Source organism: Dyella sp. (assembly GCF_035486915.1).
Taxonomy (GTDB): Bacteria; Pseudomonadota; Gammaproteobacteria; order Xanthomonadales; family Rhodanobacteraceae; genus Dyella_B.
Genome location: NZ_DATHMR010000102.1, coordinates 20,115 through 45,022, shown reverse-complemented (window position 1 = coordinate 45,022; position 24,908 = coordinate 20,115). Strand labels below are relative to the sequence as shown.

The 24,908-nt window shown below is 59.5% G+C and carries 23 protein-coding genes; 6 read left to right on the top strand and 17 right to left on the bottom strand.

All coding sequences use genetic code 11. The annotated features are described in order from the left end of the window. Positions 1-53: 53 nt before the first annotated feature. Positions 54-2,000, bottom strand: a complete 1,947-nt coding sequence (locus VK725_RS08280; protein WP_325317589.1) for a peptidase M61 — start codon at positions 1,998-2,000, stop codon at positions 54-56. A 241-nt stretch (positions 2,001-2,241) separates the two neighbouring features. Here VK725_RS08280 and VK725_RS08275 point away from each other — a divergent pair, with 241 nt between their 5' ends. Beyond that, on the top strand, positions 2,242-3,282 hold the full coding sequence (locus tag VK725_RS08275) for an alpha/beta hydrolase family protein (protein WP_325317588.1): 1,041 nt from the start codon (positions 2,242-2,244) through the stop codon (positions 3,280-3,282). A 54-nt stretch (positions 3,283-3,336) separates the two neighbouring features. Here the strand turns inward: VK725_RS08275 and VK725_RS08270 are convergent, their stop codons facing one another. The 13 genes from VK725_RS08270 to phnG all read right to left on the bottom strand — a co-directional run bounded on the left by VK725_RS08270 (position 3,337) and on the right by phnG (position 16,846). Then, positions 3,337-3,747 carry a VOC family protein gene (locus tag VK725_RS08270; RefSeq protein ID WP_325317587.1) on the bottom strand — a complete coding sequence of 137 codons (411 nt, stop codon included), beginning with the start codon at positions 3,745-3,747 and terminating at the stop codon, positions 3,337-3,339. A 36-nt stretch (positions 3,748-3,783) separates the two neighbouring features. Further along, the gene (locus tag VK725_RS08265; RefSeq protein WP_325317586.1) at positions 3,784-4,257 is read right to left on the bottom strand and encodes a helix-turn-helix transcriptional regulator; all 474 of its coding nucleotides are present in this window, start codon (positions 4,255-4,257) and stop codon (positions 3,784-3,786) included. Between the two features lie 15 nt (positions 4,258-4,272). Then, positions 4,273-4,683, bottom strand: a complete 411-nt coding sequence (locus tag VK725_RS08260; RefSeq protein WP_325317585.1) for a DUF1801 domain-containing protein — start codon at positions 4,681-4,683, stop codon at positions 4,273-4,275. Positions 4,684-4,917: 234 nt separating this feature from the next. Further along, positions 4,918-5,628, bottom strand: a complete 711-nt coding sequence (locus tag VK725_RS08255; protein ID WP_325317584.1) for a hypothetical protein — start codon at positions 5,626-5,628, stop codon at positions 4,918-4,920. Positions 5,629-5,865: 237 nt separating this feature from the next. After that, positions 5,866-7,899, bottom strand: a complete 2,034-nt coding sequence (locus VK725_RS08250; RefSeq protein ID WP_325317583.1) for a tetratricopeptide repeat-containing sulfotransferase family protein — start codon at positions 7,897-7,899, stop codon at positions 5,866-5,868. Between the two features lie 79 nt (positions 7,900-7,978). Next, positions 7,979-10,642, bottom strand: a complete 2,664-nt coding sequence (locus VK725_RS08245) for a TonB-dependent receptor (RefSeq protein WP_325317582.1) — start codon at positions 10,640-10,642, stop codon at positions 7,979-7,981. A gap of 463 nt (positions 10,643-11,105) precedes the next feature. Next, a complete protein-coding gene (locus VK725_RS08240; protein ID WP_325317581.1) occupies positions 11,106-12,248 on the bottom strand; it encodes an alpha-D-ribose 1-methylphosphonate 5-triphosphate diphosphatase in 1,143 nt (380 codons plus the stop codon). A gap of 7 nt (positions 12,249-12,255) precedes the next feature. Continuing rightward, complete coding sequence (gene phnL, locus VK725_RS08235) at positions 12,256-12,960, bottom strand: phosphonate C-P lyase system protein PhnL (protein ID WP_325317580.1); 705 nt, start codon at positions 12,958-12,960, stop codon at positions 12,256-12,258. Beyond that, positions 12,957-13,727: a phosphonate C-P lyase system protein PhnK gene (gene phnK, locus VK725_RS08230; protein ID WP_325317579.1), complete on the bottom strand. Its 771-nt coding sequence runs from the start codon at positions 13,725-13,727 to the stop codon at positions 12,957-12,959. The genes phnL and phnK overlap by 4 nt, the downstream gene beginning before the upstream one ends. Before the next feature lie 142 nt (positions 13,728-13,869). Then, positions 13,870-14,709 (bottom strand): alpha-D-ribose 1-methylphosphonate 5-phosphate C-P-lyase PhnJ, encoded by an 840-nt coding sequence (locus VK725_RS08225; RefSeq protein WP_325317578.1) that lies wholly within the window; start codon positions 14,707-14,709, stop codon positions 13,870-13,872. Continuing rightward, positions 14,706-15,812, bottom strand: a complete 1,107-nt coding sequence (locus VK725_RS08220; RefSeq protein WP_325317577.1) for a carbon-phosphorus lyase complex subunit PhnI — start codon at positions 15,810-15,812, stop codon at positions 14,706-14,708. Before VK725_RS08220 ends, VK725_RS08225 begins: the two co-directional genes overlap by 4 nt. Further along, entirely contained in the window at positions 15,813-16,403 is a 591-nt protein-coding gene (gene phnH, locus VK725_RS08215) for a phosphonate C-P lyase system protein PhnH (RefSeq protein ID WP_325317576.1), read from the bottom strand. Continuing rightward, complete coding sequence (gene phnG, locus VK725_RS08210; protein ID WP_325317575.1) at positions 16,400-16,846, bottom strand: phosphonate C-P lyase system protein PhnG; 447 nt, start codon at positions 16,844-16,846, stop codon at positions 16,400-16,402. Before phnG ends, phnH begins: the two co-directional genes overlap by 4 nt. Before the next feature lie 135 nt (positions 16,847-16,981). Here phnG and phnF point away from each other — a divergent pair, with 135 nt between their 5' ends. From phnF to VK725_RS08190, 4 genes are all read left to right on the top strand, one after another. Then, entirely contained in the window at positions 16,982-17,713 is a 732-nt protein-coding gene (gene phnF, locus VK725_RS08205; protein ID WP_325317574.1) for a phosphonate metabolism transcriptional regulator PhnF, read from the top strand. Beyond that, a complete protein-coding gene (locus VK725_RS08200) occupies positions 17,713-18,369 on the top strand; it encodes a DUF1045 domain-containing protein (RefSeq protein ID WP_325317573.1) in 657 nt (218 codons plus the stop codon). Before phnF ends, VK725_RS08200 begins: the two co-directional genes overlap by 1 nt. After that, positions 18,366-18,911, top strand: coding sequence for a phosphonate metabolism protein/1,5-bisphosphokinase (PRPP-forming) PhnN (phnN, locus tag VK725_RS08195; RefSeq protein ID WP_325317572.1), 546 nt, complete (start codon positions 18,366-18,368; stop codon positions 18,909-18,911). The genes VK725_RS08200 and phnN overlap by 4 nt, the downstream gene beginning before the upstream one ends. Before the next feature lie 111 nt (positions 18,912-19,022). Further along, complete coding sequence (locus VK725_RS08190) at positions 19,023-19,733, top strand: DUF899 family protein (protein ID WP_325317571.1); 711 nt, start codon at positions 19,023-19,025, stop codon at positions 19,731-19,733. Between the two features lie 19 nt (positions 19,734-19,752). Here the strand turns inward: VK725_RS08190 and VK725_RS08185 are convergent, their stop codons facing one another. Together VK725_RS08185 and VK725_RS08180 are read right to left on the bottom strand one after the other, a co-directional pair. Further along, positions 19,753-21,045 carry a DUF5690 family protein gene (locus tag VK725_RS08185; protein WP_325317570.1) on the bottom strand — a complete coding sequence of 431 codons (1,293 nt, stop codon included), beginning with the start codon at positions 21,043-21,045 and terminating at the stop codon, positions 19,753-19,755. A 97-nt stretch (positions 21,046-21,142) separates the two neighbouring features. Next, positions 21,143-21,781 carry a TetR/AcrR family transcriptional regulator C-terminal domain-containing protein gene (locus VK725_RS08180; RefSeq protein WP_325317569.1) on the bottom strand — a complete coding sequence of 213 codons (639 nt, stop codon included), beginning with the start codon at positions 21,779-21,781 and terminating at the stop codon, positions 21,143-21,145. An 89-nt stretch (positions 21,782-21,870) separates the two neighbouring features. On the opposite strand from VK725_RS08180, the gene VK725_RS08175 reads away from it, so the two are divergent. After that, positions 21,871-23,451: an FAD-dependent monooxygenase gene (locus VK725_RS08175; protein WP_325317568.1), complete on the top strand. Its 1,581-nt coding sequence runs from the start codon at positions 21,871-21,873 to the stop codon at positions 23,449-23,451. Here VK725_RS08175 and VK725_RS08170 read toward each other — a convergent pair. Next, positions 23,402-24,793 (bottom strand): MFS transporter, encoded by a 1,392-nt coding sequence (locus tag VK725_RS08170; RefSeq protein WP_325317567.1) that lies wholly within the window; start codon positions 24,791-24,793, stop codon positions 23,402-23,404. The two genes, VK725_RS08175 and VK725_RS08170, sit on opposite strands and share 50 nt — an antisense overlap. Between the last annotated feature and the right edge of the window lie 115 nt (positions 24,794-24,908).

Sequence of the window (24,908 nt, the reverse complement as noted above, 5' to 3'; positions counted from 1 at the left end):
ATGTCCGCTTTCGCAGTCAAAAGCGGACAGGTCATGCATAACTTTGACACCGCTTATTTCCGCGGCGCGCCGATCTCGCTCAAGTAGTCCGGTGTTCCTTCGACACGCACGAGGTGCGGGTACTGCAGGCCGTCGTGATAATCCACCGACACGGTGCGATACCCGCCTTGATACTTCAGCAGCAATTGAATCGGCGCGCTGCTGCCCTTGGCTGCAGTAATCGCGCTCTTCAGCGTATCGTTCGAATAATCCTGACCGTTCACTGCAACGACCGTGGCACCGGTGCTGACACCCGCCTTGAACGCCGGTCCGTTCCAGCGCACATCGTTGACTTCACCCTTGTCCGTCATCGTCAGGCCGATCGACCATGCAAAGTTGTACAAGTGACGGGACGATTGTGGGCGCTCGTTGTACTGCTTCTCGTATTCGCTTTCCTTATCGGTATAAACGAGTTTCCAGCCGGTCGCCGCGAAGTCGCTCGCGAATGGCGGATTGAGTTCGTCGACGTGTGCGTGAAGGAAGCTCGCCCAGTCGTACGGGGCGACGCCGTTCAGTGCTGCGACCACGTCGTCGAACGTGTACGTCTTGGTGACATAGCTGCCGTTGTCGACGCCGAAGAATACATGCGCGAAATCGTCCAGCGACTTACTGTCGTGCGTGAGCGAGCGAATTTTGGCGTCTACCGCGAACCACATCATCTGGCCGCCGCTGTAGTAATCCTCGCTCATCTGCCAGCTGCGATACGGCAAGCTTGAACGGCGCGCGGCGGTTGCGTCATTGGTGGTGTCTTCGAGCGTACGCCACTGGAAGCCTTCGCGGTTGCGCTCATAGTTGGCCACATCCATCGCGACGGCGTCGCGGAATTGCTGCTGCGTCCACATCCCGGAGCGTGCGGTCAGGATGAAGCCCCAGTATTGCGTCTGCCCCTCATATACCCACAGCAGCGAATCGCCCATCGGCACATTGAAGTTGGGTGTCCATAAATCGGCCGGCCGGCGGAATTTGCCGTTCCAGGAATGGGTGTATTCGTGCGCCAACAAATCGCGGTCCGGCGCAGCCTCGCTCCATGCCGTGAAGTAGTCGGCGCCCAGACCATTCTCGCTGGACTGATGATGTTCCGTGCCGTTGCCGCTCAATTGATCCGAGAGCGAGAACAGGAAATCGTAGTGGTCGTAGTGATGCGAGCCGAACAGCTTCACCGCCTGCGTCACAAGTGCGCGATGCACCTTCAGCTGCTCCGGTGTCATCTCCAGATATTTCGGTGCGTCCGCGACAATATCCAGATGCACCGGCGCGTCGCCGCCCGGATTCAGATCGACACGCTTGAAATACAGGCCTGCGTAAATCGGGGAATCGACCAGGTTATTGAGCGTCACCGGCTTGAACGTGACGGTGTCTCCCGACTGCGAGGCAGTCTCCAGCGCGGTGCCGAGCTGCCAACCGTGCGCCAACGTCACGCTGGGCGAGAAGGTGATGCCGCGCGAAAAATAACCGGCCGGATAGAGCACCATCTTGCTCCACTCCATATCCATCATGCGATCGGTGATTTCGAATCCTTCGTTGTCGGTGCGCCCAGACAGATACTGCAGCGACACATCGATGCTGGACACACCGTCGGGCACGTCGAGATGGAACGCATACACGTTGTACTCGTCGCGCTTCCACGTGAGGGGTTTGCCGTTGGCGCTGATTTGCAGGCCCGCAAGCATGCTGATCGGGCCGGTCGGCGAGTGGTCGCCTGGAATCCACTGCGGGTACAGCAATGTGAGCGCGCCAGCCTTTACCGGAATCGTTTCGTGGGCGCGAAAGATACCCTGTGTCGTATCGCTGGCATCGACATGAAGCGACACGGTGCCGGGATAAGGCATGTCCTGCGGCGGCGGCACGCTATCCGTACGCGTTTGCTGCGCTGCCGCGCCCCCGGCCGCGAGGGCCATCGCAATGGTCAGGGCGAGGCGCGAAAATTTGCGACGCGTGGCAACAGCAGGGACACGAGACATGATGAAGAACTCCGGCGAGCGATTGAATGATTCTGCAACTTAACACCGCGCATACCTGACGGGGATCAAGACTGATGGCATCTTGTCGTGGCGACACGCGGCTTGCTCCCGATGGTATCCGCTTTGTCTCTATAGCAAACATCCAATCCCATTGGCTTCCCATAAAACCAATTCGTTACCTGGAAAGTCCGCGCAGTGGCATAGTCACCCTTCATTCGGGAAAAGAGCGAGGCGCCCGCCAATGTCCAGGCATCGATACCTGCTTCGAGTAGTCATGATTTTTGCGGTGCTGCTGTCTGTCCAGACCCGCGCAGACGCCCATCAACACACATGGAACGCGGGATTTCAGAAGCTGGAAATCCCTAACGGAAACGAGCCGGCTCTGGACCTTGGCGTCTGGTATCCCACCAATGCCCCTGTCGTTAGCGGTGGCACGGAGCCGTTCGAACAAGGTATCGCTGCGTCGGGTGCGCCGGTGAATGGACGCAACCTTCCGCTTATCGTCATATCCCATGGCGGGGGAGGGACATTCGTGAGCCACTACGATACGGCCGTTGCGCTTGCGCGCGCCGGTTTTGTCGTGGCGGCAGTCAGTCATCGCGGAGACAGTGGCGCTGATCAGAGCCAGGTGCTCAAACTGTGGCGGCGTCCCGCGCAGCTCCAGCGCGTTATTACGTACATGCTTCAATCATGGTCGGAACACGAGCGGTTGGATCCACAAAAAATTGGCGCATTCGGTTTTTCCAACGGCGGATTCACAGTGCTGGTTGCGGCCGGAGGCGTACCTGATCTTGGCAAGACCGACGCTTATTGCCGCGCCAATCCGACTCATGATTTGTGTCAGGCACTGAAGAGCGGCGGCGTTTCTTCGGCGACGGTGTTCAACGATGTGCCGCCTCATGCATGGATCGCCGATCCTCGAATAAAAGCCATCGTGGTGGCTGCTCCGGCTTTCGGTTTTGCTTTCGACAAAGCGGGTCTTGCAAACGTACGCATTCCTGTACAGCTGTGGGGTGCGGCGAACGATCAACACCAGCCGAAACCTTGGTTCGAAGACGTTGTGCGCAACGCGTTGCCAACGTCACCCGAATATCACCTCGTGTCCGGCGCGGGCCACTACGATTTTCTACCGCCGTGCAGCTCTCATCTCGCTGCGATCGTTCCGTCGATCTGCGTCGATCCCACGGGCTTCGATCGAGCGGCATTCCATAAGCTTTTCGATTCGGAAATAGTCAGGTTTTTTCGCGCAGCGTTAAACGCTGCGCAAGACAAAAGGAGTTGAGGCACCGAGCGCACTGATTCGTCGGTCGGCCGATTGCGCAGACAATGAACCGACTCAGCGCAGCTGTTGGATGCGGATCATGTTGCCTGCGGGATCGCGAACAGCGCAGTCGCGAACGCCATAAGGTTGGTCCGTCGGTTCCTGCACGATATCGGCATCGCGTGCTTGCAGCCGCTCGAACGTACCCGCAAGGTCTTTGGTAGCCAAAAGAATGATGCCGAAAGTGCCCTTTGCCATCATCTCGGCAATCGTGCGACGTTCGTCGTCGGTGATGCCCGGGCTGGCCTCCGGCGGATACAGCACGATCGACGTGCCGGGCTGACCCGCGGGGCCGACCGTGATCCAGCGCTTTCCGCCGTACCCGACATCGTTGCGCACCTCGAAACCGAGGGTGTCGCGGTAGAAGCTCAGAGCGGCGTCGGGGTCGTTCTGCGCGAGGAAGCTGGAGTGAATGGTGATGTCCATGGTGACCTTTCTCAGTGGGTGGTGATGTCCATGGCGTCAGTTTAGTTCTGGCTCGGAGGCCGCTGCTTCTTGATTCCTGATCGGTCGCGTTACCTGCTTGGCCACGCACGAAGGGATTCCTACCGTCGCGTGCGCCTGCTCACGCCGGTAGGTGCTGGGCGACAGACCGACCAGCTCGGTAAACCGCGTGCTGAAGGTGCCCAGCGATGAACAGCCGACCGCAAAACAAACATCGGTGACGCTGAGATCGCCACGACGCAGCAGCGCCATCGCACGCTCGATGCGCCGCGTCATCAAATAGCTGTACGGCGATTCGCCATAGGCAAGCCGGAACTGGCGGCTCAGATGTCCGGCCGACATATGCGCGCGACGAGCCAGTGCTTCGACATCCAGCGGTTGCGCGTAGTCCCGGTCGATCTGATCACGAACACGGCGCAACCGCGCGAGATCGCGCAGGTGTTGTGTCATGGAGCGCTTGCTGGTCATCTGCTTGATCGTGTCACGTTGCATCGTCACATGCGAGAATCATTTCTTTTTACTTTTCGCAGCCGCGCGCGCTGGCGCCTTCTTTTTCGATTTGCTCTGGTTATATTCAATCGCGGCGCGTACGAGATTTTTCAGCGCGCGCTTGTTGACCTTGTCGCCTTCGAGAAAATCGATCGCCCGCCACACCTTGCCGTCGAGGCCCGCATTGAAAAGCTTATCAGGGTCCGGAAGGTTCGCGCCGTGGGAGAAAGTGATCTTCACCTTTTCTTTATGTGCGTTCGCAACGGCGATCATGCCGTCGCGATTCCAAACAGGACTTCCCATGTATTTCCATTCCTCGACGATCGCCGGATCGGCGTCGAGGATGGCCTTGCGTAGGTCAGCGAATGTTTTGCCGCGCCAGTCGGTGAGTTGTTCGATCAGCTGATCGATGCGTTCCGATGCGTTCATGGCAGGCCTCGAGTTTTGATCTCGTTTATCGCGACTGCTAGCAAAAGGTTCTACGTATGCTCCGATTAAAACCTACTTCGAAACCGGCTGCACGCAAAATCCTCACCGTCATTCCCGCTTGCGCGGGAATGACGAGCAAAAAAAGCCAAGTGGTGCGCGGGCTGGAAGGCCTTATATAAAACCCAGTACACACCGAATGTCACGCCGCGCGCTCCGAACGGACGCCTCGAGCTCTCACATGCTTTGCGCGACCGAGCCATCCGACCATTTGCCGACAGGAATCATCAACACATTCACCGGCTCAGGCTGGCCGTGGAATTGTGGATTCAACATGACGGGCGATCCGTCCTGATCGGCGCCCCAATCCACGTTGGTGGCCGTATAAAACATCAGGTGTGGCATCCAGTGGCCGAATTTGTCGTCGAGATAGCCTTGCTTGGACATCATGTACGACATGGCGCCCGGTTGCAGCGGCGGCATTTGTTTTGTCGCGAAGGCTGTCGTCATGGCCTTTTTGATTTCATCCTTGGATCGCCCGCTCAATACCAACGCCGTCCGCTTGTAGGTAATGGGCAAGATCGATTTGACGGCTTGCGGATTGAAGCAAATTGGCCCGCGCAGTTTTGGATTCCAGAATTGCGGCGCGTCGAAAGGGGACATCCATCCACGCTCGACGGCGCACACGAATCCATTCGTGCCTTTCACGGCAGTGATGTAGCCATGCGCCTGGAGGACAAGCACCGTTGCATGATCGGAAATCGCGGCAGGTGCGGCGCTCTTTGCCAATGCAACTTCCGCTGCCTGATCGGACATCAGGTATTGAGCAAGCGGCGCCATGCTGGGGTAGCTCTGCTGCTGCTGAGCCGACGCGGTCGTTGCGAAAGTCATGACGCCGAGCGCGCCAGACGCGACCAGGCAGCTGAAAAAAAAGGCGTTCTTCTTCATCGGTTTGCTCCCTTGTTGCGTTGCCGGGCGAGATGTTCGAGGCGTGCAAGGATGGTTGAGCGGCGCTCAACGACAGACTATCCCTCTGAGCGACGAACGGGGCGGTCGTAAATCGACATTCGCTTTTCAGCCCGCACGACAATGCCCCTCAGTACCGTCATTCCCGCGAAAGCGGGAATGACGGTGAGGTTCTATGCGCTGCCGGATTTTGAGATAGATTCCAGCAACCGGAAAATGTCAGGTTTGCAACGATGGTGCATCGGTCCGATAACGCGTCAGCGCATCACCGAGCATGTTTCTGAGCGGCCCAAGGTAAGGCTCAAACTTCGTCCACTGATCCAGACCGTCGCGAAAAATGGGGCGGCGTACCTGCTCGGAACTTGCGGTGCGCACGCTTCGCTCGGTTTTGTGGAACGCCAGACAGGCCGGTTCGAATGGCAAGCCGCAGAAATCGAGAATGCGCCGCACGTTGCCTTCCAGGTCGTCGACCACGTCCTCGTGATAGACGCGCAACACGCGGCCGGGCAGCACCTCGTCCCAATGCTGCATCACATCCAGATACGTGCGGTAGTAACGCGCGATATCCTCGATGCTGTACGTGAATTCTTGGCCGGTGGCAAAGAGCTGCTTGAGATTGCTGAAGCAACAAGCCATCGGTTCGCGACGCGCATCGATGACCTTCGCATTCGGAAGCATCAGATGGATCAAGCCGAGATGCCGAAAGTTGTTTGGCATCTTATCGATGAAGTAAGGCTTAGCGGTGCGATAGATACGCGTGTCGCGCAGATATTTTTCGCCGAGCTGGCGAAAATCTTCCGGTTTCATCTCGGCCAGCACACCGGGATAGCGCGGCTCGTCGAGATCCGGATCGCGACCCTGCAGATCGACCACGATGCGCGGAATATCGGCCAGTTCCTGCGTGCCTTGGACCAGCGAATGCGAGGCGAGAATCTGCTCGAGCAACGTAGAGCCCGCGCGCGGCAGCCCGACGATGAAGATCGGATCGGGGCGCGGGTCGCCGACATTCGAGCGATTGACAAAGAACTCGCGCGTGCACACGTCGACCTGCTTGCGCGTATTGGTTTCCATGATCTCGGGGCGATAGCGGCTTTCGGAACGCTTGAGCGCATTGCCTTGTTCGTAATATCGCCATGACTGGGCGTAATCGCTGCGATCTTCAAACGCTTTGCCCAAGGCGAAACACAAGTGATAACGATCGACGAGGGGTGTTCCCGGCGATGCTTCCTCGGTGCGCATGCGAGCGATTTCGTCGTCTGTGAAGCGATAGGTCTTGAGGTTCGCAAGACTCCAGTAAGCATCGCCGAAGTTCGGGCGTGCGACGATTGCGGCACGATACGCGTCAATGGCATCGGCCTGCCGCCCCTGCGTTTTCAGCGAATGGGCCAGCGAAAGATGCAGATCGGCGGCTTGCGGAGCCTCACGCAGAAGTTCTTGATAGAGCGCGATAGCGAGATCATGTTCGCCAAGGCCCACCTTTGTGCTTGCGTGCAGTACGCGGTAGTCGAGATGACGAGGGTCGATGGCGAGCAGCTTCTCCACTTCCTCGCACGCACGCTGGTACTGATGCCGTTCGAACAGCACGCTGGCGTAATCGAAGCGTGCAGGGTGGTAGTTCGGTGCGATCTTCAACACCGCTTCAAGCAAGATTTCCGCATCGTCGAGTACATCGCGCGCAAGGCCGATGCGCGCAAGGAGCCGCATACCTTCGACGTCGTTGCCCACCCTCAGCAAGTAAGGGCGAATGACGTTTTCGGCGCGATCAAGCTCGCTATCTGCGAAAAAGCTCGTCGCACTCACTACTTCGGGCGCCAGATGCTTAAGTGTCGCGACGTGTGAGGCGGCCGTCGCGGTATTGGCGCTGTCGCCGGTCATGCGATACAGGCCTTCGAGCAAATTCCAGCTCGAGGGAAGTGCCGGATTGATGTTGACGGCGCGCAGCAGCGCATCGATCGCGCGCGGCGCATCACGCATGACGACGTAGCAGTGGCCGCGTTCCTCATGCAATCGGCTGAAATTCGAGTGTCCCTGTTCCAGATGCGCAAGAGTCTTCAACGCATCGTCGATGCTTCCGAGATAGCGCTGGCTTCGTGCCATCAAGTAGAGCGCGTCGCGATTGTCCGGTGCGACGATGGCCAGTGCGTGCGCTGCCTGCACGGCCTGCGCGTGCTGGCCATCATTTTGCAGTTGGCGTATGCGCTGGATTTCCTGCTCCACCGATGCGGGAACGGAATCGACTGCCGGGGCATTCATGGATGATCAACAACCTTAAAAAAAGAGGGTGGGCTTGCGCCCACCCGAATTCTACTGGCTTGTCTGCGGAGACAGCAGGTTAGAACTTGAAGCCGAGTTTCAGGCCGATCACACGCGGATGAATCGGCACTTGCGACTCGATGAACTGGGCCGAGGACGTAAACACGCTGGCGTGGCTATTGCCAAGGTTCGTGCCGTAGAGCGAGAAGTTCCAGTTGTCCTTGGCCACGCCGATCGACGCGTCGTAAGTGGTGTAGGCAGCCTGCAGGTAACGCAGCTCCACCGTGGTGACGTCCGTAACGCCCGCACCGCTCGGATAGGTTGCCGGCTGGTTATACATCGAACCGGTGTAGCTGGCGCCGATCTGCCAGAACGCGTTGTAGTTGCCCAGCAACGTCCAGTCATAACGCAGGCGCAGATTGGCCTGCGAGCGCGGCGAGAAGGCCGGCACGCTGCCCACTTCACCGAACGGATTGGCGAACGACGTTACGGCGCCGGCAGCGCCCGTTTCGACGATGCACTCGTTAAAGCCAGCCGAACCGGCGATATTGTTGACCAGGCACGGCGAATTGGTCTGCCTGGAGTGGTTGAGCGAACCGGAGCTGATGACCGACAGGTTATCCGTGATTTTCGCCTGGAATTGAAGTTCCAGACCTTGCACTTTGTAGTTCGGTCCGTTAACCGCGAAGGTGGTGTTACCCAGCACCAGCGGGTTGAAGAACTGCATCTGCACGTTGTCCCACCGCATGTCATACAGTGAGCCGTTGAGCAGTACGCGGTCGTCGAAGAATGTGGTCTTGAAGCCGAGTTCGTTGTTAGTCAGCGTATCGGGCGCGTAGCTGATCGGCTTCTGATACTGCGCTTCGCCATCAAGCTTCGCCACGCCCGAGGAGGTGCGGTTGAAACCGCCCGGTCGGAAGCCCTGCGAGAAGGTGTAGTACACCATCGTGTTCGGCGAAATGTGCCACAGCAGATTCGCACGGCTCTTAAAGCCGTGATAAGTCTGGTGGTAGTTCATCACCGTGTCGTTGCCCACATAGGTGCCGTTGGGAACGTTCACCTGCGCGCTGGTGGTGTAGAACTCCGTGCCCGTCTGCCATTCGGAATAGTGGTAATAACGCGTGCCGGCGGTCGCGGTCAGAACCTCGGGGATGATGTCGTAGGACATCGAACCGAACGCCGCTTCCTGCTTGTAACCGCGCTGCTCGACTTCACCGAAGGCCGTGTTGTCGGGCATGACGACGCCCGGCGAAGACTCTGCGTTGGCCACACACGGGTTGCCGCCGGCGAGCGCACTGGCGAGGTTCTCCGCGGTACAAGACGGAATGGTCTTGTAGTTGAAGTCCATGTGATCGTCGATGTTGAAATCTTCGTAGTACACGCCGCCGATGACACGGAAGCGATAGTCTTCCGGCGTGCTCAGACGCAGCTCATGGCTCTGGTGCGTGCTGTTTACGTGGTCGTTCCAATAGCCGACCGGCGAATAGCAGGTCGGTTTACCGGCGCTGGAAAGGCCGGCCGAGGTGCCGGTGCACTGGTAATACATGCCACCTGCGCTGCGCGAGTAGTTGGTGTAATCCTGTTGTTCGCTGATGTGGCGATTGGTATAGCCGCCGGTGTACACCAGCGAGAGATCGCCGATTTCGCCGTTCAACGTCCAGGCGGTGTTGGTGAAGTGATCGTCGTTCCACGCCGGCACGAACGCGGTGATCTGGTCGGTGCCCAGCTTCTGGCCGTCCGCACCGATCGGGTAGGTCGAGGACTGACCGTTCGCGTCCAGGTTCTGATAGCTCTCGGCGATCAGGAAGTTCCAGTCGTCATTGATCTTCCACAATGCGGACAGGCGCGCACCTTGGTAATCGACCGGATTCCAATCGTTCTTGGCGACGGAATAGTTATTGATCACCGAGGTGCCACCGGCAGCCACATAAGGCGCCATCGCGCCGCCGCCATCGGTGGGCTGACGCGTGAACGTGCTCGGCACGTTGTCGATGTAGCCACCCTGATGATCGTTGTAGATCACGCCACGCACGGCGAGCGTGCCGGGAATGATCGGGAAGTTCAGCACCGCATTGGTGGAATTGTTCGGGCCACCGCCATCGGTAGCGCTGACGCCGGCTTCGGCGCTGCCGCTGACCTTGTCGAGATTGGGCTTGTTGGTGATGTAGCGGACTGCGCCCGCTTCGGCACCGCCGCCGAACAGCGTACCCTGCGGACCTTCGAGTACTTCGAGGCGTTCCATGTCGACCATGTAGATGTCGAGGTTGCGCGCCGGGAACTGCATCGACTGATCGTCGAGATACACAGCGACGTTCGGGAACGGAGCAATCGATGCGCTCGACTGGTTGCCCAGGAAGCCCGTGCTCAGGCCGCGCATGTAGATGTTGCCCTGACCGGGGCCGTTCTCAGCAAGCGTCACGTTCGGCAGATACTTGATGAGATCGTTGGCCGTCTGGATGTTCAACTGCTGCAACGTCGTGCCGGTAAACGCCTGGATCGTAATCGGCACATCTTGAATGTCTTCGAGCGTGTGCTGTGCCGTCACCGTAATCGCACCGAGCGTGGAAGCTCCCGTCGATGACGGCTGACCATTCGAATCCGGCTGTGCCGACGGACCCGTTTGATTTGTTTGAGTCGTTTGAGTAGCTGGCGTAGATGCCGGTTGCGTCGTGCCGTCGGCGTACGACACGCGAGTGACCGCAAGCGCGGCCAGCACCGCGCAAGTGATTGGATTGATCTTCAAGTCTATCTCCCCAAGGGTGTGTTACCGGACACGGCCGGCATGGATGCCTGATACGGCTATGACACACAGGCTAGGGAGCTGCGATGAAACGTAGATGACGTTGATTAGTCAACTTTCTTAAATGTCTACGTTCAAGCGAAAGAAGTTTTATTCATTTAGACGTCTAAAAATGCGACGTCCCTACAACACATGACAACGTGATGTAAGCAAAAGTGAAAAGCGATGACGTTTAGCGCACAGGATTGTGTACTTGTGTAAAGCACTGAGTCTGTACGCAACATCGGGAAGGACAAAGGCGTCAGAGCGGCGCGGCATCGAACCATTGTCGAGATATAGTTCGGCAGGGAAAGTAAACAGGAAGTCGCCTCAAAAAGAGGTGAAGCTCTGCAGTGCAAATGCGTCATGCAAAGAAAAAGCCCGTTCGCAAATCATTGCGATACGGGCTTTCATAGCTGCGAAGCAATCAGAACGAACGCTGCCCGTTCACCCAAACATTGCGCACAATCGGCAAACCACCGACGTCGCGCATACGCACGACATCGGCGCGCAAACCGGCCTTCAGCGAGCCGCGATCTTCGAAACCCAGCGCCCTGGCAGGATTGCGGCTTACCGTTGCCATCGCACGCGGCATCGACCAACCTGCCAGCGTGTGCAACATGAAGGCACCATGCAACAAGCTCGCGGGTACATAGTCGGACGACAACATGTCCAGGCGATCCGTACGTGCAAGATCCAACGCCGCCACGTTGCCCGAGTGCGAGCCGCCGCGCACAACATTCGGCGCGCCCATCACCGTCGTCAGACCACGCGCATGGGCAGCGTCGGCCGCCTCTTGCGTGGTGGGGAATTCGGAAATGGTCACGCCAATGCGTCGCGCGTGATCGACCTGCTGCGCATCGGTATCGTCGTGGCTGGCGAGAATGATATCGCGGCCCTGCGCCATCGATAGCACGATGCTCTCGTGCTTGCTGCTATAGGCCGCCTGCTGCTCGGCGCGACGCTGCACGACATCCGCAAACTCGTCTTCCGTCCAGCTGATATGGCTCTTGCTGTAGTACTTGCGATATTGCGCCAGATCGCGGAACTGGCGCTGGCCGGGGGTGTGATCCATCAGCGACATCAGACGCACGCTATGGTGGTTCACCAAGGGCTCCAGCGCTTCGATCAATCGCGGATAAGCCAGTTCGCAACGAAGGTGAATCCAGTGGTCCGCACGCAACGCACCGGTCGCCTGGCCTTCGAGAATCGCATCATACGTGCTCTTGAGCGTTTCGACGCGCACGCTGTCTTCTTCGAGATCACCGACAGACAGTGCATCGAACACTGTGGTAATGCCGGCGGCCACGACTTGTGCATCGTGCGTCAACACAGCAGGAATCGACGGCCAAAGCACACCCGCGCGCGGCATCAGATGTTTTTCGAGGTTGTCGGTATGCAGCTCGACCAAACCGGGAACCACATAGTCGCCTTCGCAATCGATGGCGCCGGGTGCTTGCGTCGAGCCTTCTTCGACCAGCCGGATGATGCCGTTACGGGCGATCAGGGTACCGTGGACAATACCGTCGTCGAGCACGATGCGCGCATTGGTCAAAGCTAGATCATTCATAGTTGTCTCAGGCGGCTTCAAGGGCTTGCATCGGGAACAGACGCGTCGCGACACGATCGCGCATGTCTTCATCGTGAAAAATGCCGAGCACGGCTGAACCGGCAGCGCGTGCTTCGGAAAGAAGTTCGGCGACCACGGCACGATTATCGGCATCGAGCGAAGCGGTCGGTTCGTCCAGCAGAAGAATAGGGCGCGGCATGATAAGCCCGCGTGCAATGTTCACCCGCTGCTGCTCGCCGCCGGAGAACGTGCCCGGCGGCAGTTGCCATAGACGCTCCGGAACATTCAGTCGGCGCAATAAGTTGCCAGCGCGTTCGCGCGCGTGCTCCAGGCTGACGCCGCCCATTTGCAGCAGTGGTTCGGCGACGATATCGAGCGCCGGCACGCGCGGGATCACGCGCAGAAACTGACTGACGTAACCCAGCGTACGGCGACGAACATCCAGCACTTCATGCGGTGTTGCCTTGGCCAGATCAAGCCAGCGCTCTGCATGGCGCACGTGCACGGCGCCAAAGCTCGGACGATAGTTGGCGTAAACCACGCGTAGCAACGTGCTCTTGCCGGCGCCGGACGGCCCCGACAACACCACGCATTCGCCCGCGTGCAACCGCAGGTTCATGCCACGCAATACATTCAGGCGCGCACCATGCTGATGGTGCAGTTCAAACGACTTGCCAAGGTCGCGCAATTCGAGCATCAAGTTGGCTGTCATGTTGTCAACACCGAAGAAACGAGCAACTGCGTGTACGGATGCTGGGGATCGTCGAGAATCTGATCGGTGAGTCCTGTTTCCACCACACGTCCGCCTTGCATGACTATCGTGCGTGCGGCGAGCAGGCGCGCGACGGCAAGATCATGCGTGACCATCACGGCGGCAAGTCCCAATTCGTTAACCAGTCGACGCAACAAATCCAGAATGCGCGCCTGTACCGAGACATCCAGACCCGCCGTTGGTTCATCCATGAATACCAAACGCGGTTGCGTAACGAGCGTGCGCGCTATCTGCAGGCGTTGCTGCATGCCGCCGGAAAAGCTTGTCGGTGCGTCGTCAATGCGCGATGGATCGATCTCCACGCGTTCCAGCCAGCTCCGTGCGATACCGCGCAGCTGACTGTAATTGCGCATGCCCAAGGCCATGAGCCGCTCGGCGACATTCGCACCAGCGCTGACATTCAGGCGAAGGCCATCGCGCGGATTTTGCGTGACGAAACCCCACTCTTCGCGCGCAAGACGTCGGCGATCCGCTTCATTCAGCATGCCGATATCGAGCCAGCTGCCATTCTTCTGGCAATAGCGCACGCTGCCCGATGTAGGAGCGATTTGCGCTGCGACCGTGTTGAGCAACGTCGACTTACCCGAGCCGGATTCGCCGACAATGCACAACAGCTCGCCGGGATGCAGATCGAAACTGACGTCCTCGCAGCCGATGCGATGGCCGTAATGGCGGCTCAAGCCGCGAACCTGAAGCAGGGCGCTCATGCGCACCTCCCCGCACGCCAATAAGCGAACCGTCGTCCCAGCGAAAGCTGGGACCCAGTACCTTTGGCTTTCCGTGAAAGTCGCTGGAACCCAGCTTTCGCTGGGGCGACGAGCAGGAGCGAGGCAGCGAACAGAAGTGACTTCATGCTTTCGCCTCCGCACGACGACCGCAACAAAAATCGGTATCGGAACACACAAACATGCGCGTGCCGCGATCGTCGACCACCACTTCGTCCAGATAACTTTCGTGAGATCCGCACAGTTCGCAGTGATGCTCCCAACGCTGAATTTCGAAGGGATGATCCTCGAATGCCAGACTTTCCACGCTGGTATAAGGCGGAATGGCGTACAAACGCTTTTCGCGTCCCGCACCGAACAACATTAGTGCGGGCGACTGGTCCATCTTCGGGTTATCGAACTTCGGAATGGGCGAAGGCGAGGTGAGGTACCTGCCATCGACCAGCACCGGGTAGTCGTAACTGGTGGCAATGTGCCCGTATTGGGCGATGTCTTCGTACAACTTCACATGCATCAATCCGTAATCGGCCAAAGCGTGCAGCGTGCGCGTCTCGGCTTCCCGTGGCTCCAGCGTGCGCAGCGGTTCGGGCTCGGGCACCTGGAACACAAGAATCTGATCTTCGCGCAACGATGTTTCAGGAATGCGGTGACGCGTTTGAATCAAGGTGGCATCGACGGTGTGTTCGGTCGTCGCGACACCGGCGACTCGCGCAAAAAAACGGCGGATATTTACCGCATTCGTCGTGTCGTCCGCACCCTGGTCGATGACTTTCAGTACGTCCTCAGGCCCGAGCAAGGCGGCAGTGACCTGGATGCCGCCGGTACCCCAGCCGTAAGGCAAAGGCATTTCGCGGCTGCCAAACGGCACCTGGTAACCAGGAATGGCGACCGCTTTCAGCAACGCGCGTCGCAGCATCCGCTTGGTGTCTTCGTCGAGGAAAGCGAAGTTGTAGCTGGATGTCATGACCGCGCACCCCCGGCCACGCTCTCGGGTTGCTCGTCCGCGTCTTCTTTCTTGTTATGCGCCGCCAGCATGCGCAGCAACGACAACTCCGCCTGAAAATCGACGTAGTGCGGCAGCTTCAAGTGCTGCACGAAACCGGAGGCTTCGACGCTGTCCGAATGCGACAACACGAATTCCTGATTTTGTGCCGGCGCGTAACTCGTTTCAGCTAGTTCATCGCAACGCAAGGCGCGATCTACCAGCGCCATCGACATTGCCTTGCGCTCGCCTTCGCCCATCGCCAGGCCGTAGCCGCGCGTAAATTGCGGCGGCACGCCGTTGCCACCGTGAAACTGATTGATCATCTGGCACTCGGTAAGCGTGATCGAACCGATTTCGATGACGAAACCCAACTCTTCGGGGCACACCACTACATCCACCTCGCCCATGCGAATTTCGCCTGCGAAAGGATGACTTTCGGCGTAGCCACGCTGCGTGGAATACGCCATGCCCAGCAGAAAGCCTTCGTCGCCGCGCGCGAGGTTTTGCAGACGCGTCGCGCGATCGGCGGGGAACATCAACGGTTCGCGCGTAAGATCGATCGGCTCCGGATCGCTGCCCGGTTCGATGCGTTCGATCAGTGCCTCCGCATCCAGCAGGTCGAGCACGCGCGGCATATTGGCGGGAAGCGGCGCATCGGCGGGTTTGACGGTCGTTGCCTGCGTTGCATCGAAATCGAGCAATCGCTGTGTGTAATCGTAGGTGGGACCGAGAACCTGACCGCCGGGAATATCCTTGAATGTTCCCGACACGCGACGACGTACGCGCATCGACGAGGTGTTCAGCGGCTGCGTATAGCCAAAGCGCGGCAACGTCGTGCGATAAGCGCGCAAGAGGAAGATCGCTTCCAGCATGTCGCCTGCCGCTTGCCGCATCGCGAGCGCGGCAAGTTCTTCGTCGTACAACGAACCCTCTTGCATCACGCGCGCCACACCAAGGCGCAGCTGTTGGCGAATCTGCGTCAACTCCAGCTCCGGCACGGCCGTGTCGCCACGGCGTGCTTCGGCCAACAATTCCAGCGAACGAGCGATCGCCTGCTCGCCGCCTTTCACGGCAACGTACATTCAGCTCTCCAGCAAACGGGTCGTGCGCGGCAACGCAACGACGTGTTGCGCAGCGACGAAAAACAGGTCGATTCCAAGCGGGAGCTGCGTTGCCAATGCGGCGCGCTGTTGCCAGAAATCATGTGGCAAGCCATCGATGACAAGCGCTTGCGTGCTGCGAATCCCAGGACCGCCGAACCGACTCCCTCCCTTGCTTGCAGGGGAGGCGTTCATTGCGGGCACTTGAACGATCAGCGTGGCGGAGCGATCCGGATAACGCATATCGCCACGCGCAAACACCTCTAACGGCGGCATCGAAGCGGGATCGGTAATCAGCGCGAAATCCGCGTCCTGCGGTTGTTCCGCCAGCTTCACCCCGGCATGAAAACGTATGTGGCGAATCGCATCGTCCTCCGCTTGCTGCAACCACACGGACGTCGTCGCGTCGCAAAGTGTCAGTACCACTGCCATCGCAGCGGGCGCAATCGGCGCGGGTGACGGTGGCAACACGGGCAACAAACGCGGCGATGCCGGACGAGCCATCGCCTGCAGCAATTCGCGAAACGTGCGCTGGCTGTCAAAGACGGGATGGGCAAAGGCGGCCAGCATCATTCGCCTCGCACCACGGTGAAGAATTCCACCTTGCTGGCGGCCGCCTTGCGGCTTTCGACATCGCGCCGTTCGTCCAGCGCTCGCTGCAGCGGTTCGATGACCTGTGAGCGCACCTGCGAGGCCTGCGCCGGATCCTGCATCAGCGCATCGGCGAAGGCGGCCAGCTCGGCGTGGCGCGCCTGCGTGCCGCGAACCCAGGCGTGGCCGATATGATCGCCGACCTGCACACTGCAGCGGGTCACGGTGATTTCGCCGAAATTGAATTGAGGACCCGTGCCGCCGACCCGGCCGCGCATCATGTATAGGCCGGTCTGCGCCGGGCGCAGCCACGCGGCGTCCGCGGGCGGTGCGAAGGCGCCCATCGCGGCGATCAGTTCGGCCGGATCGGCCTGTGCCAGCAGCGACATCCACTGCGCGCGCGCCAAGTTGGGGGAGGTGTCCATGGTGTGTTCCTAGGCTTGTCACAAATGTCTAGTTATCTAGACAGACCCGGCCGGATGGAGATATCCGGCGGAAAGCATTTCAGCAGGCCAGCGTGCCGCTGCCATGACGGTGAATAGACAGGCTGAGGAAGTGGTATGAACGAGATCGAACGCGGACGGGGCGTGGCGCTGTGGAACCAGATCAGCGGCATCCTCGCGGCCGACATCCTCAAGGGCCAGCTACGCCAGGGCGAACAGCTGCCTTCCGCGCAGGAACTGGCCGCGCGCTTCAACGTGAACCGCCATACGGTGCGACGAGCCATCGCCGCGCTGGAACAGCGCAATCTGGTGCGCACGGAACAGGGCCGCGGCACCTTCGTGCAGGAGCACACGCTGGATTACCCCATCAGCCGCCGCACGCGCTTCACGCAGAACATGCGCAATCTCAACGTCGAGGCGGACATTGAAATACTCGAGGACGCCCGCGAGATTCCGCCACCCCAGGTAGCGCAATCCCTGTGCCTGGATCGCCACGAATACACCTATCGCATCGAAACCTTGAGCCGTGCCGACGGACACATCGTGGATTACAGCACCGCTTACTTTCCGGCCGCGCGCTTTTCGGGCTTGCCAGCGGTGTATCGACGATTGCTGTCGGTTACGCGCACGCTCAACGAATTTGGCGTGACCGATTACGAACGCAAACACACGCGTGTTTCTGCACGCCTGCCCGATGCCAATACGTCCCGATTGATGAAGCAACCGGCCAATCGCCCGGTGCTGTACGTACAATCGATCAACGCCGATACACGCGGCTTACCGGTGCAATATGGCATCACGCGCTTCTCCGGCGATTGGGTGCAACTTGTTTTGATGGCAGACAATTGATGCGCTATGCAGTGTATTTTTGCCCGGCTCCGGATCATGCTCTGGGCAAGTTTGGACGCGATTGGTTCGCCACCGCATCCATACCAGGCATCGCGGAGAACCGCCTTCAGGCACTGATGGCGGACGCGCGGCGTTACGGCTGGCATGCGACGCTCAGCGCACCGTTTGAATTTGCAGAGCACGCGAATTACGAAGCGTTGCATCAGAAAGTTGCGGACATAGCGCAATCTTTCGCACCCTTCGATTTACCTTTACACATCGACTTGTTGAGTGGCTTTCTCGCATTGCGTCCCAGCGCAGATGAAACGCACATCCATGCATTGGCCGAGCGTTGCGTGCGCGATCTCAACCCGTTACGCGCATCGATATCGAAAGCCGCGTGGGACCGTCGTGCGGATCGCCTTGATGAAGTGGAGCGCGCGTTGTTCAAGGAGTTCGGCTATCCCTACGTGCTGGACCGCTTTCGGTTTCACATGACGCTTTCTGCGCCAGCGACAGAGGACGAACAGCACGCGCTGCGCAAATACCTCTTGCCAAAGATCGCCGTCAGTTCCGTCGCCCGCATCGACGCATTGACGATCTGCTGCGAAAAGAAACCGGGCACGGATTTCGAAGCGATTGCGCGCATCGCTTTCGGCCAAGGACAGGCCGGATGAGCGACGGGCGTCTGTTTTACGTGATGGGCCCCTCCGGTGCAGGCAAGGACAGCGTGCTGGCCTGGGTGCGCGAACACGGTATCGCCCACGGCGTGCTGTGCGCGCATCGGTATATCACCCGGCCAGCGCACGCTGGCGGCGAAAATCACGTCGCGTTGAGCGAAGCGGAATTTCAATCGCGTGACCAGCGCGGGTTGTTCGCGTTGACGTGGCAGGCACACGGTCTGCACTACGGTATCGGCAATGAAGTCGCGCATTGGCTGGCGCGCGGCGCCAATGTTTTGGTGAACGGTTCGCGTGATGCGTTCCATCGCGCGTGCGAGAAGTTTCCGACGCTGCAACCGGTGTTGATCACGGCGAGTCCCGAATGCATCGCACAACGTCTCACTGCGCGTGGCCGTGAATCGCAAGCCGACATCGATGCGCGTGTGGCTCGTATTGCGGCGTATCCGGTGCCGTCCGGCAGTATGGTGATTTGTAACGACGGATGCCTGGCAGATGCCGGCGCGACACTGTTGCAGGCGATTCGCTTGGGCCATTGAGACGCAACGGCATGGCCTGACACGACCACAGAAACGCCTTTGCCGCGGTGTCGATTCCACACGGCCCCGTTCGTCGTTCAGGTAACCGGCCTTTTTCATCGGAGATCGACCATGGCCCAAACCGACAAGCTCACCCCCGCCGCCGAGCTGGTGAAACGCAACGGTGTACGCATCCCCAACGAAAGCCCCGAATATCGTCGTGCGCGCGACGAACTTCTGCGCGAGGAAATAGAGTTGCGCCGCCACATCGAACGTGTCGCCGAGCAACGCCGGGCGTTGCCGCCGGGGGGCGAGGTGATCGGCGACTATCGCTTCGAAGGCGAAAACGGACCGGCCGATTTCGCGGCTCTATTCGGCGACAAGCAGACGCTCGTCCTGTACTGCTACATGTTCGGCGCAAAACGTGAGCGGCCTTGCCCGATGTGCACGGCGATGCTCAGTTCGTGGGAAGGCGAAGCGCGCGACATGCAGCAACGCGTCGCAATGGCCGTCGTTGCCGGCGCGCCTATCGATCGTCTTGTCGCTTTCAAGAAAGAGCGCCACTGGCGATATCTGCCTTTGTATTCCGACAACAACGGCAACTTCATTCGCGACTACGGCGGTATCGACAAAGACGGCAGCGACATACCGGCCTTCCACGTATTCACGCGCCGCGACGGCACGATACGCCACTTCTGGAGCCTGGAGATGGGCGAGGCCACCGCAGACCCCGGTCAGGACCCGCGAGGCGCCCCCGACCCAATGCCGATGTGGGGCGTGTTCGATATGACGCCCGAAGGGCGTGGCACGAACTGGTATCCGAAGCTCGACTATCCGGATTGATCGTTACCGCGTAAACGCATCACGCCGCGGCGGGTACCGCCGAAGGTGCTTTCGCACGCCGCGCTTTGTCGTGGAAATACAACGCAGAGACCAACGTGATCAGCATGCCGATGCCCGACAGCGTCATCACCGTGTCGGCGTAGAACGATGCCCACGACAGATGCATGCCGCCGAATTCCTTCACCAGAATCACCACGACGCTCCCCATGTAACCGCTGCTGTCGGCGATGTACATGATGAAACCGACGTTGCCCGTTACGCGAAACGTCGCCAGCATGCGTTCGAAGAACGTGGCGTTATAGGGGACGTACGCGAGATATAAACCAAAACCGCTCAGACCGATCCAGCCCACCGGGTCGATCAATCCGCGGCTGTGCATCCACGTCGACAATACGGCGATCGCAAAGCCGCCGAAAATCAATACGTGATTGAGCATCAGTGCCTTCAGGTTGTCGCGCACAAACATCGTCAACGCAGTGAGGATCAATACGGCAATCGCAATCGGCACTTCCGTTTCGGTGAATACAGATGCGTCGCCGCCACGGCCCAGATCGCTCCAGATTTCGGCGGCGAAGTTATCGCGGAAATCGCGCGTGACGGTGAGCGCAACGTAAGCCATCACGATCATCGCAATGCCCGGCAGAAAACGCGCGAGAAACGCGCGGCGCGTGGCGGCGTCCATCGGCACACGCGTATTGCGCGCGGCAATGTCTGCAGCATCCGGCGCGGGTAAGTGTTCCAGAATCCATGTAGCTAGACACAACGGCGCAATGAACAACATGCCCGTGGCGAATGGCATCCAGAACTCGCTGACGTGCCAACGCACCATCAGCCAGGTACCCACGGTTTTCACCACGCCCGAACCCACGATAAAGCTGGCGCACATCAGTGCACCCATCATCTCCGTGCCGCGCCGGCCTTCCAGATAACCGAAGATCACGCCCCACACCATGCCCAGCGGCAATCCGTTGAGAAACAGGAACGGGATATTCCACGGTGCAGGAATCGACGCGAAGCCAAGCAGCGCCAGCCACGAAAAACCAATCAATCCCGCGAGCGTGCGCGCACGCCTTTGGCGCTGTATTTCCGCAATCCAGGTGATGCCGCGCACCTTGCTCAGCATGTAACCCATCACCTGCGCGATCACCAGCCACACTTTGTAATCGATGCCGGCGACATGCATACCTTCGAATGACGCCGCCGTAAACGGCTTGCGAAAGGCGTACATCGACGCATAGGCCAGAAATGCCGCCGAACCGGCCAGAAGATTGATCGCCATGGGGTGGCGACGAAGATCCGATAGAAACGACACAAAACCCACCCGCAGCAGCCGATTCGGCAGTGCGGGCAGGTTGATGCGTGCAGGTTACAGTGCCGTGGCGATCCCTAGTCGCGCAGGCATAGCTCGTCTAGACCGCCAATTCCTGCGCGAAACCAGTCGTAATAACGTGCACGCCGCGTTCGAAGCGCTCGTCATAATTGTCGAATACATCCGGGCCGATGCTGCGCGACAGCGGATAGCGCGCGGCATCCACCCTCTCTTCGCGCGTTGAGAGCGCATAACGCGGATCGCGCTCCCCTTTGGGCGACAGCACCGCCTGCTGTTCGATGGTGAAGCCGATGACATAGCTGTACATCGTCGCCAGGCACATCGCGGCATCGGAAGGCGCAATCCCATTGCTTTGAAACATTTCCAATGCGCGTTCCATCGAGGCGTACACACGCGTATCGGTCAGGCGGGAGCCTGAAACCATCCGCGCGCCGTCGCGGTAGCGCAACAAGGTGTTGCGCAGGCCATGTGCGTAAGCCAGCACCCATGCCTGCCAAGTCGCGGGTTGAGGATGGGCTTCCAGCGCCTTGGTCGATTCAACCAGCACGTAGCTGGCCATTTCATCCACCAGGTCCTGCTTGTTTTTGAAGCGCCAGTAGAGCGTGGGCGCCCTGACGCCCAGTTCTGCGGCAATCGCCCGCAGCGTGAGGCCCTCCAGACCGCCTTCGTCCAGCAATTTCAGGCCCGCGCGCACCACTGGCTCCCGACCTACCCGCATTCCAGTGTCTCCGTCCGTTCTCTAACGTTGTAAGAGGTCTCTAACCGTGTTATAGAATACTCCCTAACAACGTTAGAGAGGTGAGCGCCATGAGCCCCAACACATCTATAGATGTCCTGATCGCCGGCGCCGGCCCAACAGGCCTCGTTCTGGCCTGCGAACTGGCGCGCCGGAACGTGGCTTTTCGCCTGATCGATGCGCTGCCGCAGCCATCGGTCGCCTCCCGTGGCAAAGGGCTGCAACCCCGTTCGCTGGAAGTATTCGATGACTTGGGGGTGGTGGACCGCATCCTGGCTGGCGGCCGCTTCCACGTGCCGATGCGCTTTCACGATGTCGACGGCAGCATCGAGGATCACGATCTCTATGAAGGACAGCAGCCTACGTCCGCCGCGCCTTATGGTTCGCCGCTGATGATTCCCCAGTGGCGCGTCGAGACCATTCTGCGCGAGCGACTGGCCCAATGGGGCGGACGCGTGGAACTGGCGACATCGCTCGAAGATCTCGTGCAGGACGAAACGGGCGTCACCGCGACGCTGATGCGCAACGGCACAGCGCAAACGGTGCGCGCAAACTGGCTGGTCGCATGCGATGGAGGGCGAAGCAAAACGCGTCGCATGCTGGGCGTCGATTTCATTGGCGAAACGCTCGAAACACATCGCATGTTCGTCGGCGACGTCAGAGCTACCGGCATCGATCGTGAGTTCTGGCATGCGTGGCGCAGCGAGGACGGCGTCGTCGCGCTTGCACCGCTGCCCGGCACGGATACGTTTCAATTCCAGGCATCGTTGAGTCCGGATGCACCGACCGAACCATCGTTACAGGTATTCCAGGAAATTCTGGATAGGCGCACGAAAGGCAGCGACATCCGTCTGCATGACGCCACGTGGATGTCGTTTTGGCGCGCGAACGTTCGCATGGTCGATCGTTATCGCGTCGGTCGTGCTTTCCTCGCCGGCGATGCGGCGCATGTGCATTCGCCCGCAGGTGGGCAGGGCATGAATACCGGCATCCAGGACGCGTACAACCTTGGCTGGAAACTCGCTGCCGTCGTCGCAGGCGCCGATGCCGCACTGTTGGATACCTATGAGGAAGAACGATTACCCGTCGCGGCATGGGTGCTTGGCATCTCCAACGCGCTGTTGGCGCAAGCAGTAAAAGCAAAACACATCGCCGGACCGCGCGGTGCCGAAACGTTCCAGCTGGGCATCAACTACCGCGGACATCGGCTGGCGCAGGATTTGCGAACGAATGCCGGCAAGATCCAGGCCGGCGATCGCGCGCCGGATGCACCGGGTTTACAGATGAACGGCGAAACGCATCGCCTGTTCGATCTGATTCGCGGCACGCACATCACCCTACTCGCGTTCGGAGAAGGTTGGGACAGCGTGATCGCCGACATCCAAGAACACCACGGAGACACAGTTAAAAGCTTCGTCATTCGCGAATCTGAAGAAAGCGATGCGGTGCCGGGATGGCATGACCAGGCAAAGCACGCCGCACGCAACTACGACATCCACAACGACACGCTGGTGATCATTCGTCCCGACGGCTACATCGGCATGGTGACGGAAGAGAAAACGTCGCCGGCCGCACTTGCCTATCTCGCTAAAGCCGCAGCTCCTACTTGGATCGATGCGGCGCAGCCGGATGCGCGGAGGAGATGTAAATAAACGCGAGCATCGCAGCAACAAGCAACAACGCAACAGAAATGATGGCCGAAGTATGAAGGCCACCAACGATCAGATCGTTGCGATCGCCCGCCAGTGCACCGAATAATGCGACACCCACGGCACCGGCGGCCTGACGCGCTGCGTTAAGCACACCCGACGCGGTGCCCGCCGCATGCTTTTCCACTGCCGACAGCACCGTGGTCGTCATGGCCGGAACGCCCAGCCCCATGCCGGCAGGCAGCAGTGCGAATGCCGGCAACATCAATAAATAGGGACTCGATGCGCCCAGCAGCAGAAAGAGCGCAAAGCCTGCACCATCGATCAGCGCCCCAAGCACCATGGGCCAGCGCGCGCCCATGCGACCCACCAGCCAGCCGCTGAATATATTTACCCCGAAAAACGTGGCGGTGAGCGGCAGGTACGCAAGTCCGGTGCGCAAGGCGCTGTAGCCATGCACGCGCTGAAGATACAGGCTCAACAGAAACACGACGCCGTAATACGTCATGTTGACGACGACACCGTAGATCACGGCGACACCGAAACCGGGTGCCTTGAAAAATCGCAGCGGCAACATCGGTGCGGCGCTGCGTGATTCGACCCACAAGAACAAGGGAGTCGCGACAAGCACGGCGGCGATGCAAGCGAGCACCAAAGGATGCATCACGCCCAGCGGGTGAACTTCAATCACCGTCATCGTCAATCCCGTCAATGCGAGGATCGCCAGCAATTGTCCGGGTAGATCGAAACGCCCACGCTTGGTTTTGAGTTCCGATTCCGGCACGCGCAGCGCGAGCCATATACCAACCGCGCAAACCGGTACGTTGACGAAGAAAATACTGCGCCATGTAGTCATGCTCATCAGCACGCCGCCGATAATCGGCCCGGCTGCAATCGAAATGCTTCCAGCTGCGGTCCACCAGCCGACAGCGCGTGCTCGCAATGCATGTTCGTGTGCCGTGGCATGACTGAGCAAAGCCAGCGAGCACGGCAGCATCGCGGCGGCGCCAACACCCTGCAGCATACGTCCGACAATCAGCATCGCCGCATTTGTGGCGCAGCCACACAACACGGAGGCAAGCGCAAACGCCAGCATGCCGCCGAGAAAGACTTTGCGCGCGCCAAGTCTATCGCCCAGATAACCAAGACTGAGCAACAGCACCGCAAACGCCAGCGCGTAAGCATCAACCACCCACTGCAGGCCCGCGACACCGGTGTGCAAATCCGTGGCAATACGCGGCAGAGCAACGTTCACGATGGTGACATCCAGCTGCACCAATGCAAAACCGAAACTCGCGGCGGTCGTTACTCGAGCAACGCTATGACGGGCCGATGGCTGATCCACTTAAAATTCGTACCACGGGGAGGGGATAAAAGAGCTTATCCCATGGTCAGCATGCACGTTTCGTTGAAGAACGTAATATCCGAACGTTGCGATCGACATAAAAATCCCCCGGCAG

What these genes read in the sequence shown, in the direction of transcription:
- VK725_RS08280 (WP_325317589.1), bottom strand. Translation starts at nt 2,000, where the DNA reads ATGTCTCGTGTCCCTGCTGTTGCCACGCGTCGCAAATTTTCGCGCCTC.
- VK725_RS08275 (WP_325317588.1), top strand. Translation starts at nt 2,242, where the DNA reads ATGTCCAGGCATCGATACCTGCTTCGAGTAGTCATGATTTTTGCGGTG.
- VK725_RS08270 (WP_325317587.1), bottom strand. Translation starts at nt 3,747, where the DNA reads ATGGACATCACCATTCACTCCAGCTTCCTCGCGCAGAACGACCCCGAC.
- VK725_RS08265 (WP_325317586.1), bottom strand. Translation starts at nt 4,257, where the DNA reads ATGCAACGTGACACGATCAAGCAGATGACCAGCAAGCGCTCCATGACA.
- VK725_RS08260 (WP_325317585.1), bottom strand. Translation starts at nt 4,683, where the DNA reads ATGAACGCATCGGAACGCATCGATCAGCTGATCGAACAACTCACCGAC.
- VK725_RS08255 (WP_325317584.1), bottom strand. Translation starts at nt 5,628, where the DNA reads ATGAAGAAGAACGCCTTTTTTTTCAGCTGCCTGGTCGCGTCTGGCGCG.
- VK725_RS08250 (WP_325317583.1), bottom strand. Translation starts at nt 7,899, where the DNA reads ATGAATGCCCCGGCAGTCGATTCCGTTCCCGCATCGGTGGAGCAGGAA.
- VK725_RS08240 (WP_325317581.1), bottom strand. Translation starts at nt 12,248, where the DNA reads ATGAATGATCTAGCTTTGACCAATGCGCGCATCGTGCTCGACGACGGT.
- phnL (WP_325317580.1), bottom strand. Translation starts at nt 12,960, where the DNA reads ATGACAGCCAACTTGATGCTCGAATTGCGCGACCTTGGCAAGTCGTTT.
- phnK (WP_325317579.1), bottom strand. Translation starts at nt 13,727, where the DNA reads ATGAGCGCCCTGCTTCAGGTTCGCGGCTTGAGCCGCCATTACGGCCAT.
- VK725_RS08225 (WP_325317578.1), bottom strand. Translation starts at nt 14,709, where the DNA reads ATGACATCCAGCTACAACTTCGCTTTCCTCGACGAAGACACCAAGCGG.
- VK725_RS08220 (WP_325317577.1), bottom strand. Translation starts at nt 15,812, where the DNA reads ATGTACGTTGCCGTGAAAGGCGGCGAGCAGGCGATCGCTCGTTCGCTG.
- phnH (WP_325317576.1), bottom strand. Translation starts at nt 16,403, where the DNA reads ATGATGCTGGCCGCCTTTGCCCATCCCGTCTTTGACAGCCAGCGCACG.
- phnG (WP_325317575.1), bottom strand. Translation starts at nt 16,846, where the DNA reads ATGGACACCTCCCCCAACTTGGCGCGCGCGCAGTGGATGTCGCTGCTG.
- phnF (WP_325317574.1), top strand. Translation starts at nt 16,982, where the DNA reads ATGAACGAGATCGAACGCGGACGGGGCGTGGCGCTGTGGAACCAGATC.
- VK725_RS08200 (WP_325317573.1), top strand. Translation starts at nt 17,713, where the DNA reads ATGCGCTATGCAGTGTATTTTTGCCCGGCTCCGGATCATGCTCTGGGC.
- phnN (WP_325317572.1), top strand. Translation starts at nt 18,366, where the DNA reads ATGAGCGACGGGCGTCTGTTTTACGTGATGGGCCCCTCCGGTGCAGGC.
- VK725_RS08190 (WP_325317571.1), top strand. Translation starts at nt 19,023, where the DNA reads ATGGCCCAAACCGACAAGCTCACCCCCGCCGCCGAGCTGGTGAAACGC.
- VK725_RS08180 (WP_325317569.1), bottom strand. Translation starts at nt 21,781, where the DNA reads ATGCGGGTAGGTCGGGAGCCAGTGGTGCGCGCGGGCCTGAAATTGCTG.
- VK725_RS08175 (WP_325317568.1), top strand. Translation starts at nt 21,871, where the DNA reads ATGAGCCCCAACACATCTATAGATGTCCTGATCGCCGGCGCCGGCCCA.